The following is an 11,516-nucleotide window of genomic DNA, read 5'->3' as shown; positions in this document are numbered from 1 at the left end:
GTGTTGACTGTGCGGGTGCTCACCACCGCCGAAGCCGTCGAGATCGACGTGCGGCCCGCCCGGCTCGGATCCCGCGCCATCGCCCTGACGTTCGACATCATCGTGCAGGCCATCCTGGTCGGCATCCTGACGACGTTCTGGCTGATCGTGACCGAGTTCCTGCCGGAGGACACGCTGCTTCCGGAGACCGGCCGGTGGATCGTCATCGCCATCGTCGCGGTCGGCTACCCCACCTTCGCCGAGACGATCAGCAACGGCCGCAGCATCGGCAAGGCCACCATGGGCCTGCGCGTCATCCGCGAGGACGGCGGCCCGATCCGCGCGAGGCACGCCTTCACCCGCGCCCTGATCGGCCTGTCCATCGAATGGCCCGGCCTGCTCATCCCCTACGTCACCTGGGCCGGCAGCATCAGCACGATGATCGCCTCCCGGCGCGGCCGCCGCCTCGGCGACCTCGCCGCCGGCACCCTGGTCGTGCACGAACGCCGCCCCGTCCCGTGGAACATCGTCCCCGGCATGCCGGCCGGCCTGAGCGGATGGGCCTCCACCGCCGACCTGTCCGCCGTCGACGACGCCCTCGCCGAAGCGGTCCGCCAGTTCGCCGCCCGCTCCCACCAGTTCGCCGAACCGCACCGCGCGATCCTCGGCCAGAGCCTGTTCCACGAGGTCAAGCAGAAGGTCTCCCCGGACCCGCCGCCCGGCACCGCCCCCTGGCTGTTCCTGGTCGCCGTCCTCGCCGAACGCCGCCGCCGCTCCGCCGCGCAACTCGCCGCCACCCGCACGGTCACCCAGCGCGTCCTGCCCGGCTTCGGCCAGCTGCCCACCAACAGCCGCCGCTGACCGTTTCGCGGCCTTGGCCTTCCGGCGCCGGCTCCGCGGCCGGTCACCGTCTCCTCCGGGGCTCCGGCGCCGGCTCGGCGGCCGGTCGCCCTCTTTCCACCCCGATCCTGTACGGGCTACCCGCTCTGCCCCGCGCAAGAGGCAGCTCGCCGGCACCGGCGCGGCGGACGAGCCGGCCCCGGATCAGCCGATCGTCAGGCGCTCGCCCGTCCAGGACACGGTGAACCGGCCCGCCGCGGTCCACGCCGACGCCCCGACCCGCCAGCCGTCCTCGTGGGGCCGGGCGAAGTTCGTGACGATCTGGCCCGCGCGGTAACTCGCCAGCGTCAGCCACGCATCGCCCGGCAGACCGCCGGCACCCTCGCCGACCTGGGCCGGGGGCCGCCACCGCTCGGCCATCTCCCGGTAGGCCCGCTCCTGCCGGGACCGGGGCAGGTCGGCGGCCGCCCGCACCCGCGACCCCGCACCGGCCACCGCCGCACACAACCCGGCCAGCGGAACCCGGCCGACACCCTCGGCATCACGCACCTGTCGAATCTGGAGCATCACCTCGTGGAAACACCGGGCCGCCGCCCACGCCGCCTCACTCACCGGCAGCAGCACCAGCGGCGCCCGCCGCCTCCGGGGATCCCGCCGGGGTATCAGCGCGTCCGCGAGCAGCCCCGCCCGGGACCGGTGCCACATCCGGTCGTCCAGGGTCACCGTCGCCGCGGTGGCGCGCACCAGGCCGGCCTTGCCCACCCGCAGCTCAGCGTCGCCCGCGATCCCCAGCCCGCCGCGGTCCGTGCTGGTCAGCCGCGCCGCGCGTACCCCGTCGACATGCACCGTGAGCTCGGCGACGCCGTCGGCGTACCGTCGCGGGGTCTGCAGGGTGAGATGACCGCCCAGCTCGCGCCCCCGCCGCTCCAGGGCGAAGGCCCGCACCACCGCCGCGTCCAGGTCGTAGTCGGTGTCCAGCCCGGCGGCGGCCAGCGGCAGCCGCGACGGCACCACCCGGTCGGCGTAGTCGCGGAAGTACAACGGATCCGGGCCGATCCCGTCGAGCAGCCGCCGCATCGGCTCCCCGCCGTGCCCGATCATCCACGCCCGCCGGGCCTCGCCCATGTCGGCCATCCACCGCAGCGCCTTACGGGCAGACCGTTCCCGCAGCCAGCGAGGCCGGATCCGGGCCACCCCGAACACGTTCGACGTGTTGTTGTCCCAGATGTCGGCAAGCTGGACGATGCGCTGCCGGTCGAAATGCCGCCCGTCCGCGGCGATCCCCGCGATGTCCGCGACCGCCGCGTCCATCAGCCCGGTCAGCATGCCCCACGCGCTCAGCATGCCGGGTTGCCCCGGAGATTGCCCTCGGCACACGTCCACAGCCCGTCCGCGGCCCTGGCCAGACCGGGCGTCGGCAGGAACAGGACCCCTTCCGGCCCGCAGACGGCGATCCGGTCGTCGAGGACCAGCATCCGGCTGGGGAAACGCCGGTCGTCGTACCGCCCGGCCCGCCGGGCCGGCAGCCCGGGCGTGAGCGCCCGCACCTGCCAGTCGGACCGTTCCACGATCGTGCCGTCCGCGCACAGCACCGCGTCGTCGACGCCCGTCACCACCTCGCGCTGCCCCTTCCCACTGACCAGGACCCGGCCGTCGCCGGGATCCGTCTCGAACTCCCCCGGCCCGGTGATCACCGGCTGCCGGGCGGCCGGTCTCGCCCACACCAGCTCCCCGGAACCCAGGTCCAGGCAGAACAGCACCGCCACCCCGGTCCGGTGAGTGTCGACGTAGTGAACCAGCATCCGGTCCCCGGAGGCCAGTAGGAAAGATCCGGACCTTCGCGGAATCATCCGCCTCCACTCGGGCTCCCGCGACAGGCCCTCGACCCGGGGCGGCGTCACCGCCCACACGATGCGGCCCGCGGGATCCAGCCGCTCCACCCGGGCGAAGTGCCGCTCGGCCGACGGCTGCCACGTCACCACGAACCCGTCCGCCAGCAGGAGAAACCCGGTGATCAGCGCGCCCGGCTCCCGGGGCAGCTCGAGACGCCGCCGCGGCACCCCGTCCGGGCCGGTCTCGTGCAACCCGGGTGTGGTCCACACGGTGCCGTCCGGGGCCGCCCGGGGACGATCCAGCACATCCTCGACCGGCCGGGTCCACCGCACCCGGCGGTTCAGGTCGACGGCCGCCATTCCCTCGGCGCCCACCGCGTACACCGGGCCGGCGCCGTCCGCGGCCACCAGGAACCGCACCGGCCACGGCAACGGCGTCAGCAGCGTGTCGCTCACATACGGCCGCCGCGTCCGCGGCCCGCACACCACTTCCACCTCGTCATCCATCCCGCCGAGAATATTTACGTTCGCCAAACCGGGTCCCGGTGCTTCAATGGCGGCCATGTCCCGCATCCGGCCGGTCGCCGCGCCTTTGGAGCCGTCGTGCCGTACCGGTATATAGGCCCGGCGGACATCGCGGCCCGAGCCTTCCCCGCGGGCCGGCCGATCCGCTCGCGCGCCGACTTCACCGCCTGGTACTCCGGCGCCGACCACCGGGATCCGCTGTTCACCTATGTGGTCACCACCGACGGCGTGCTGCGGGTGGCGCCGCGCCGCAGCGAACATGTGGCCTGCGCGGCCGGAGCGGACGTCCTGGCCGCCGGGGAGATCGGCTTCGACCCGTCCGGCCGGGTCGTCGAGGTGACCAACCAGTCCACCGGCTACTGCCCGGACCCGTCCTGCTGGCCCGCGGTGGCGGCCGCCCTCGACGCCGCCGGGCTGCCCCATCCGGGCGGGTTCACCAGCACGTTCGTGTTCGGGCACTGCCCGGTGTGCGGGCACCTCAACCTGATCAAGGACGACGACTACACATGCGCGGTCTGCGGCACCGCGCTCGCGTGATAGATTCCCGAGCGCCGATGCGACCCGAGGAGGTGAGACCGATCAACGCAGTGACAGATCGGGACTCCCGGCCGGGGATGGCGTAGGGAGTGCCCGTTTACGGCATCCCGAAAGGCATCGATCGCTCATGCGACACTTCACCGTCAACGACGTGCCCGCTGTCGTCTGGACCCCGGACGGCCCCGCCGGCCCGCTGATCTTCATCGGTCACGGCGGCGGCGAGCACAAGACCGCCCCCGAGATCGTGCGCTACGCCGGCCGGTTCACCGCCGCCGGTTTCACCGTGGTGTCGGCCGACGTTCCCAATCACGGCGACCGCCCGTACGATGCCGATCTCGACCGCAAGGCCACCGCCATGCGCGCCCGCGTCGACGCGGGCGAGAACCTGGCCGTGGCGATCGCCGCGTTCCAGGACGAGGTGTCCCGGCAGACCGTCGGCGAATGGCGGGCCGTGCTCGACCACCTCGGCGCCGAACGAGTCGGCTACTGGGGTGTGTCGCTGGGCTGCGGCCTGGGTGTGCCGTTCGTGGCCGCCGAGCCGCGGGTCCGCGCCGCCGTCCTCGGCCTGGGTGGCGGCTCCGCCAACGCCGCCACGGCCGCCCGGATCAGCGTCGCGGTCCGGTTCGTGATCGCCTGGGACGACGAACGGATCCCCCGCGACAGCTCCCTCACCCTGTTCGACGCCTTCGGCGCGCCCGAGAAGTCCCTGCATGCCCACCCCGGCAGGCACTCCGATCCGCTGCCAGACCAGGAACTCGACGCGCAGGTCGCCTTCTTCAGCCGCCACCTGTTGACTCACCCGCAAGGGTGAATTCCGGGCATGTGCCGTCAGAGCTGGTGTCGTTAGGCTTCTGCCATGCCCGACGACGAGCCCCAACGGCGTCCCAGCCAGATCATCTGCGAAATGCTCGGCATTCCGGAGCGGACGTTCACCCCAGAGGAGGAGCGGGCCTTCCGGGAAGCATCGGACCGCGCCGACGCCGAGGTGCGAGCCATCATCGAGCGTCGTCGGCGCCGTGCCGCATGATCGAGTTTCGCCCGCCACGGATCCTTGACGCATCCGCCCTGGTCGAACTCTTCTCCGGTCATCCAGGTGTCATGCAGGTGCTCGACGAGGCGTCCGACGACGGCTATTTCGTCGTCGTGCCGACGCTGGCCATCGCCGAGGCGCAGGCGGTGATCGGCGCGGCATCAGACCACTGGTACCACGTGCTGAGTGTGCCGGCCCTGCGGATTCTCGACCTGTCCGCGCCCGTCGCCATTGAGGTAGGCCGCATTGCGGGGCCCCGCCTTCGGAACCACCCGGTGCAGGCTCCACTCATCGGCCCTTTGATGACCGCACAGGTGCTCTACGAGGCAAAGATGCTGAGCGCGGCGATCGGCACGACGGTGCCGGAGGCATACGGCGGCCATGAGGTCGCAGTCCATTCGCTGAACTGAACAGACGAGAAACGGCCCGGGACGCCACCCTCACGGAGGGCCTCCCGGGCCGTTTTCGTGCTTATGGCTGCTTACTGCCCGTACCGGTCTCGTCCTCGGTCTTGACCTCGGCCACGCTCGGTGCCGGTGCCACCAGTTCGGTCTCGATTTCGGCGTCCGCCTCGGCCTTGGATTCCGCCGGGGCCACGGGCTGCTCGCTTGCGGCTTCCGCGGTCGCGGAGGGCTCGTGCTTCCCCTCCGCGGCGCCGTGCGACTTGCGGTGGAACGTCAGGCTCATGAACAGCACGATCAGCGCGCCCACGATCAGGCCGACGACCGCGCTGGCGAGGGTGTTGACCAGCCAGCCGACCACACCACCGAGGGCGCCGGTCGCGTCGTGGGCGGCCTCCTCCATGTGGTGGACGGACTCGTACAGCGGATGGAAGCCCAACTCGTCGATGCCGGCCAGCAGGATGTGACCGCCGACCCACAGCATCGCCACGGTGCCGATGACGGTCAGCGCGGTCAGCACCTTCGGCATCGCTTTCACGAGGCCGCGACCGAACTTGGCGGTCGCCTTGCCGGGCCGCTCGGCCAGCATCAGACCGGCGTCGTCCATCTTCACGATCAGGCCGACCACGCCGTACACGAGCACCGTCATGATCACCGCGACGACCGACAGGATGATCAGCCGGTTCCAGAACGTCTCGTGGGCGACCTCGTTCAGCGAGATCACCATGATCTCCGCCGACAGGATCAGATCGGTACGGATGGCGCCCGAGATCAGCGTCTTCTCGTCCGGCTGAGCCTCCTGCTCGGCGTGTTCGTCGTGGTGGGCGATCCGCTCCCAGACCTTCTCGGCGCCCTCGTAACACAGGTAGGCGCCACCGACCATCAGCAGCGGCGTCAGCAGTCCCGGCAGGAACTGGCTGAGCACCAGGATCACCGGCAGGATGATCAGGAACTTGTTGCGCAGCGAGCCCAGGGCGATGCGCTTGACGATCGGGATCTCACGCTCGGCGGCAAGACCACGCACGTACTGTGGGGTGACGGCCGTGTCGTCGATGACCACACCGGCGGCTTTCGTGCCGGCCTTCGCGGCAGCGAGCCCCACGTCGTCGATCGACGCGGCGGCCGCACGAGCCAGGACCGCCACATCATCCAACAGGGCCGCGAGTCCAGCGCTCAAGGAAAGTCCTCCCGAATCGGCAACCGTATGTGCAGCCTCATTCTCGTTCAGGGCCACCGGCGGCGCATGACCGCCCTCCATGTCTTCCGGCCGATGCCCCGAAACGCGCCGCGTCGAACCCGTCCCGCCGAAACATCACCGGCATCTCCTGATGTCCGGTTTCGGGTTCCCGGCCGGCTGGTCCGCCTCCCGGGTAGTTTTCCGGGAGTGAACCACCGCCCGCTGATCTTTCTCGATGTCGACGGCCCGCTGATTCCGTTCCGTCACCGCCCCGGCGTCACCGTCACCGCCCCGCCGCCGGATCCCTCCGGCCATCCGCTGATCCACCGCCTGGATCCGGCCGACGGTCGCCGCCTGCTCGCCCTCGGCGGCGTCCTGATGTGGGCCACCACCTGGATGGAGACCGCGAACGAGCTGGTCGCGCCGCGGATCGGGCTGCCGCCGCTGCCGGTCGTCCCGTTCCCCGACGACGACCTGCCCGGCGACGGCCTGCACTGGAAGACCCGGCCACTCACCGCGTGGGCCGCCGGCCGCCCGTTCGTCTGGCTCGACGACGAACTCACCGACATCGACCGCCGCTGGGCCGCCGACCACCACCCCGGCCCGGCCCTGCTGCACCGGGTCGACCCGTTCACCGGCCTGACCGAGGACGACTTCACCCGCGTCAAGCACTGGTTGCGCGGCGCCGGACCCCCCTTTTAGCGTGCGATGTCTCTCATCCTTGTGGCTGACGCCGTGCGTGGAGCAGGCCCAGGATCCCGAGGATCAGCAGGAGCACCGCGCCGACGAACGCGGCGATCGCCGCGTATCCGGCGATGGTGCCCATCGTTGCGAACGCGGCGCCGTAGAGCAGCAGGCCGCGCAGTGTGTTGCCCTGGAACAGACTGATGCGCAGCTCGCCGAGCTTCTGGCCTTCCGGGGTGGCCTTCTGCTCCGGGGTCATGGCGACATACTCGCCGCTGACCTCGGAGTACGTCCGGCCTCCGGACATCGCGTCCAAGTGCGCCTTGATGTAGTGGTCGGCGTACGCCTTGGCCTCCGGGCCGGTGTCCATCGGACTGCCGGCGAACGGCTTGAGCGCCTCCTGATCGGCTGGCGAGAGCTTCTCCAGGGCCGCACCTTCGGGCATCGTGATGTCCTGGGCGCTGAGCTGGGCTTCCACTTCGTTTCCGATGTAGGTGTACGCGTAGGTGAGAAGACCACCGGCGATGAGAAGGCCAACCGCCAGGATCAGTCCGCCTGCTGAAATCAACTTGTCGAGTGTTGCGCGCATTTCCGGCTCCTAGGAGCGATATAAATACTTACCTTTTCGGTCAAAATATCACGCCCTATTCAAAGCACGTCGAAAATACCGCAACTGGCCTGTTTCTGGGGTTACCGTGCATACCGTTTCGCTTCTTGCCGGAGCGCCGGGTGGGGCATCTGAGAACGCGGACAACAGCACTTGGTCCCCTGTTGTGAGCCGTCGGCCATGACCACCAGGCTTGGAATTCATTCGAGCATTGCTGCGCTGACAGCCTTTCTACTGTGGGCGTATGAAAGTCGCCGAGATCCGCCGCTATCCGGTCAAGTCGCTGCTCGGGGAGACGGTGTCAGCCGCCGACGTGGGCGAGCGCGGTATCACCGGCGACCGGCTGTGGGCGGTACGCGATCCGGACGGCAAGTTCGGCAGCGGCAAGGACACCCGCCGGTTCCGCCGGATGCCGGGCCTGTTCGCTCTGCGGGCACACACGGCCCGGCAGGCCCCGATCGTCGAACTGCCCGACGGCCGCCGTTTCGCGGCCGACGACCCGGACGGGCACCGGGCCGTCAGCGAACTGCTCACCAGGACGGTGACCCTCACCCCCGAGGATGCCGTCCCGCATCACGACGAGGGCCCGGTCAGCCTCATCACCACGGCCGCGCTGCGCCGCCTGACCGAGTTGGCCGGCGCCGAGACGAACGGCCGGGAGATCGACCCGCTACGGTTCCGGGCCAATCTCCTGATCGACCTTCCCGGCACCGGCTTCCCCGAGGAGGACTGGCCGGGCGGCCTGCTGCGCATCGGCCCCCAACTCGTCCTACGGCCGGTCCGGAAGCTCACCCGCTGCGTGATGATCGACATGGCACAGGACGGGGCGGCCCGCCGCAACGACCTGCTCAAGACGCTGGCCCGCCATCACAGCCTGACCTTCGGCGTGTTCGCGACGGTCGAGCAGCCGGGCCGCGTCACCCTCGGCGACACCTGCTCATGGGAGAAAACATGACCACGGTACGGGGTGAGCGCCACCGCCGTACCCGATGAAGCGCCGCGGGTCAGCGCGACTCTGCCGTCCCGTTTCCCGTCAGACGGAGCCGCGAAGGTCGGCGATCAGCCGGGCGACCAAGGGTTGTAAGGCGGCCGATCGCGCGCGCCGCCAGGCGGAGATACTCGGATTGAAGGTGTCCGGAACCGTCGCGGCCCGAATGGTCCACATGCCGGCCAGCCCCACGACGAAGCGCGACGCCTCGGGCGGCAGCGTCCGCAGCAGCCGGTACGCCGCATCCGTGGCCGCCCGCGGCCCGAGGGAGTGCCCGGTGGCGACCACGTCCGCCGCCAGCTGGGCGAGATCGATCCAGGGCGCGCCGGCGGCCGCGTACGCCCAGTCGAGCAACACCGCCGTCCGCCGGCCCGCGGCGACCGTTGTGTTGTCGAGGCGGACATCCCGGTGCACCAGCGCATCGCCGGCCGTCCAGCGCTCCCATCCCGCCACCACCTCGGCCGCCGGTTCCACGTAGGCCGCCTCCCACACGCCGCCCGGACCGATCTCGAGCAACCGCGCCCAGCCGTCGAAGTCGAAGACGCGCTCGGCCACCGGCGGCAGGGCGCCCGGTGCCGGATGTCCGCTCGCCGTCCGGCACGCCTCCGCGACGGCGGCGATCGACGCGTCCGTCCACAGTTCGGCGGTCTCACCGGCGGCCCAGGTGGTGGCCATGGCGATCCACGGCCCGTGCTCGACAGTGGCCAGGCGCCGAGGCGCCGGCACCGACATCGGTAGAACGTCGAGGACCGCGGACTCCTGCGCGATCATCCGGTGGTTGTGCGCCCGCACCTCAGCGGACACGGCCTTGACGAAAACCCGCCGCCCGTCGGCGAGGCGCAAACCCGCGGCGGGGCCGGGCGACATGCCACCGTGCAGGTCCGTATGGCCGACGATCACGCTCCCGAGCGCCCCCGCGACTGCCGACCGCACTGCTTCCGGCGCACCGGCCCACGCGGTCCGAGGTGTAAACGTCACACGGCATCGTAAGCCCAGACGCCGGCAGACGTTCGGAATCGACGATGCCTTGAATGCGCCTCCGCCCGGGACGCCGTCCCGGGCTTTGGCGTACCGGATCGCGGCATGAACGTGCGCCCCTCGGGGCCTGGACGGACCTCCGGTTTCGGTTGGTTGCCGAACGGCCGGGGACACGTCGTCCCGTGCGGCCGACAAATGCGTTGTCTGGCAAAAGACCACAGCGGAGACTGATGCTGTTCGTCCGATTTCCGGGGGATGGCGATGGCTGACGGGGACGTGCGGGGATTCGTCCGTGAGGACATGGCGGGCGTTCGCGCCGCGTTCGTGAAGAACTTCACCGACGGCGCCGAGGTGGGTGCCAGCTTCTGCGCCACGGTCGACGGTGAGACGGTCGCCGACCTCTTCGGTGGGTACTCCGACGCGGCACGCACCCGGGTCTGGGAGCGGGACACGATCGTCAACGTATTCTCGACCACCAAAACCATGGCGGCCCTGACCGCACTGCTGATCGCCGACCGCGGCGAACTCGACTTCGACGCGCCGGTGGCGCGGTACTGGCCGCAGTTCGCCGTCAACGGCAAGCACGAGGTCACGGTCGCCCAGGTGATGAGCCACTCCGCGGGGCTGTGCGGCTGGCGTGAGCCGTTGCGGCCCGAGGATCTCTACGACTGGGAGAAGGCGACCGCGTTGCTGGCGGCCCAGGAGCCGTTCTGGAAGCCCGGTACCGCATCCGGCTACCACGTGGTCACCCAGGGGTTCCTGATCGGTGAGGTCGTGCGGCGGATCACCGGCCGGTCGCTGGGCACGGTGTTCCGGGAGGAGATCGCCGAGCCGCTCGGCGCCGACTTCCATATCGGACTGGCGGCGTCCGAGGAATCCCGGGTCGCCGAGCTGATCCCGCCCGAGCAGGAGCCCTTCTCCGCCGACGTGACAGAGCTGCAGGACAACGCGGCGCACAACCCGCGGCTCGACGCGTCGGTGGTCAACTCACGGGCGTGGCGCGCCGCCGAGATACCCGCCGGCGGCGGCACCGGAAACGCGCGCTCCGTCGCCCAGGTTCACACCATCCTCGCCAACGGCGGTGTCGCCCAGGGCCGGCGCTTCCTGTCCGAGGCGACGTGCCGCAGCGCCCTGCGGGTCCAGATCGAGGGCCCGGACCTCATCCTCGGCATACCCGTCCGCTTCGGGCTCGGCTTCGCGGTCGGGGGCGACTTCATGCCCAACCCCAACACCCTGTTCTGGGGCGGCGCGGGTGGTTCGCTGACCATCATCGACATGGATGCGCGCGCAACCTACGCCTACGCCATGAACAAGATGGGAGACGGCCGAACCGGCGACATGCGCGCCTTCGCACCCATCTCCGCCGCCTGGGAGGCCCTCGCCCGAGGCGGCGGGCCAGCCGACAGCTGAGGGATCGCCGCCCATCGCTCCCGGCCTGGAAGACTCAATCTCAGGCTTCCCCTTCCGATCGCGCTTCCGGGGTTGAGGAACATCGGAACGGAAGGTAACGCTAATGATGATCTTGAGTCGGGGGAGCTCCGAGTGGACACGGCCCTCGACTGACGATCTTGTGAAAATTGGCGGTAAGGCTGGTCGCGGGGTTGAGGAAGATCGGTAAAGCGGTTAGCGCTACAAGCGATCTTGGCGTGACGTCTGCCGCGGCGGAATGAATCGTCGTACGTTGTTGCGCTGTGAACGTGTCGCGTCGGATTCGTGTTCGGACCGGACGATCCGCCGCCGTCTGCGGTCCTGGGCCGATGCCGGTCTCGGTGAGCGGGTGTACGAACTGGCCTTGGACGCCTACGACCGGATGATCGGCCTTGATCTGGCCGATGTCAGTGCCGACGGTGCGATCACGAAGGCGCCGTGTGGCCCGGCTCCGAGGACGGCGGCGGCGACCAGCTCTTCTACGACGACGCGATCGGCCTGGACTGGCCC

General features: G+C 70.4%; 13 protein-coding genes and 1 pseudogene. 9 read left to right on the top strand and 5 right to left on the bottom strand.

The genetic code is table 11. The features are described from left to right. On the top strand, positions 1 to 840 hold the full coding sequence (locus BJ964_RS35180; RefSeq protein ID WP_229807260.1) for an RDD family protein: 840 nt from the start codon (positions 1 to 3) through the stop codon (positions 838 to 840). Between the two features lie 183 nt (positions 841 to 1,023). Here BJ964_RS35180 and BJ964_RS35175 read toward each other — a convergent pair whose 3' ends face one another. Further along, positions 1,024 to 2,163, bottom strand: a complete 1,140-nt coding sequence (locus BJ964_RS35175; RefSeq protein WP_188124663.1) for a hypothetical protein — start codon at positions 2,161 to 2,163, stop codon at positions 1,024 to 1,026. After that, positions 2,157 to 3,158: a PQQ-binding-like beta-propeller repeat protein gene (locus tag BJ964_RS35170; protein ID WP_188124662.1), complete on the bottom strand. Its 1,002-nt coding sequence runs from the start codon at positions 3,156 to 3,158 to the stop codon at positions 2,157 to 2,159. Before BJ964_RS35170 ends, BJ964_RS35175 begins: the two co-directional genes overlap by 7 nt. Before the next feature lie 96 nt (positions 3,159 to 3,254). Here BJ964_RS35170 and BJ964_RS35165 point away from each other — a divergent pair, with 96 nt between their 5' ends. The 4 genes from BJ964_RS35165 to BJ964_RS35150 all read left to right on the top strand — a co-directional run bounded on the left by BJ964_RS35165 (position 3,255) and on the right by BJ964_RS35150 (position 5,153). Continuing rightward, on the top strand, positions 3,255 to 3,713 hold the full coding sequence (locus BJ964_RS35165; protein WP_188124661.1) for a hypothetical protein: 459 nt from the start codon (positions 3,255 to 3,257) through the stop codon (positions 3,711 to 3,713). A 127-nt stretch (positions 3,714 to 3,840) separates the two neighbouring features. After that, complete coding sequence (locus BJ964_RS35160; protein ID WP_188124660.1) at positions 3,841 to 4,524, top strand: dienelactone hydrolase family protein; 684 nt, start codon at positions 3,841 to 3,843, stop codon at positions 4,522 to 4,524. Positions 4,525 to 4,569: 45 nt separating this feature from the next. Further along, on the top strand, positions 4,570 to 4,740 hold the full coding sequence (locus BJ964_RS35155) for a hypothetical protein (protein ID WP_188124659.1): 171 nt from the start codon (positions 4,570 to 4,572) through the stop codon (positions 4,738 to 4,740). Then, entirely contained in the window at positions 4,737 to 5,153 is a 417-nt protein-coding gene (locus BJ964_RS35150; protein ID WP_188124658.1) for a PIN domain-containing protein, read from the top strand. The genes BJ964_RS35155 and BJ964_RS35150 overlap by 4 nt, the downstream gene beginning before the upstream one ends. A gap of 61 nt (positions 5,154 to 5,214) precedes the next feature. Here BJ964_RS35150 and BJ964_RS35145 read toward each other — a convergent pair whose 3' ends face one another. Beyond that, entirely contained in the window at positions 5,215 to 6,321 is a 1,107-nt protein-coding gene (locus BJ964_RS35145) for a DUF808 domain-containing protein (RefSeq protein ID WP_188124657.1), read from the bottom strand. A 222-nt stretch (positions 6,322 to 6,543) separates the two neighbouring features. Here BJ964_RS35145 and BJ964_RS35140 point away from each other — a divergent pair, with 222 nt between their 5' ends. After that, positions 6,544 to 7,023, top strand: a complete 480-nt coding sequence (locus BJ964_RS35140) for an HAD domain-containing protein (protein ID WP_262480099.1) — start codon at positions 6,544 to 6,546, stop codon at positions 7,021 to 7,023. 13 nt (positions 7,024 to 7,036) lie between these two features. On the opposite strand, the gene BJ964_RS35135 is transcribed toward BJ964_RS35140, so the two are convergent. Continuing rightward, positions 7,037 to 7,594 carry a hypothetical protein gene (locus tag BJ964_RS35135; RefSeq protein WP_188124655.1) on the bottom strand — a complete coding sequence of 186 codons (558 nt, stop codon included), beginning with the start codon at positions 7,592 to 7,594 and terminating at the stop codon, positions 7,037 to 7,039. Between the two features lie 262 nt (positions 7,595 to 7,856). Between BJ964_RS35135 and BJ964_RS35130 the strand changes: the two genes are divergently transcribed. Beyond that, positions 7,857 to 8,567, top strand: a complete 711-nt coding sequence (locus BJ964_RS35130; RefSeq protein WP_188124654.1) for an MOSC domain-containing protein — start codon at positions 7,857 to 7,859, stop codon at positions 8,565 to 8,567. Between the two features lie 78 nt (positions 8,568 to 8,645). Here BJ964_RS35130 and BJ964_RS35125 read toward each other — a convergent pair whose 3' ends face one another. Further along, entirely contained in the window at positions 8,646 to 9,500 is an 855-nt protein-coding gene (locus tag BJ964_RS35125) for a phosphotransferase (RefSeq protein WP_188124653.1), read from the bottom strand. Positions 9,501 to 9,839: 339 nt separating this feature from the next. Between BJ964_RS35125 and BJ964_RS35120 the strand changes: the two genes are divergently transcribed. Continuing rightward, positions 9,840 to 10,988, top strand: a complete 1,149-nt coding sequence (locus tag BJ964_RS35120; protein ID WP_188124652.1) for a serine hydrolase domain-containing protein — start codon at positions 9,840 to 9,842, stop codon at positions 10,986 to 10,988. A 283-nt stretch (positions 10,989 to 11,271) separates the two neighbouring features. Further along, positions 11,272 to 11,451, top strand: a pseudogene (locus tag BJ964_RS48580) (IS5/IS1182 family transposase); the annotation flags it as partial. Positions 11,452 to 11,516: the final 65 nt, after the last annotated feature.

It is taken from the genome of Actinoplanes lobatus (genome assembly GCF_014205215.1).
Lineage (GTDB): Bacteria > Actinomycetota > Actinomycetes > Mycobacteriales > Micromonosporaceae > Actinoplanes > Actinoplanes lobatus.
This window is presented reverse-complemented; position numbering and strand designations above follow the sequence as displayed.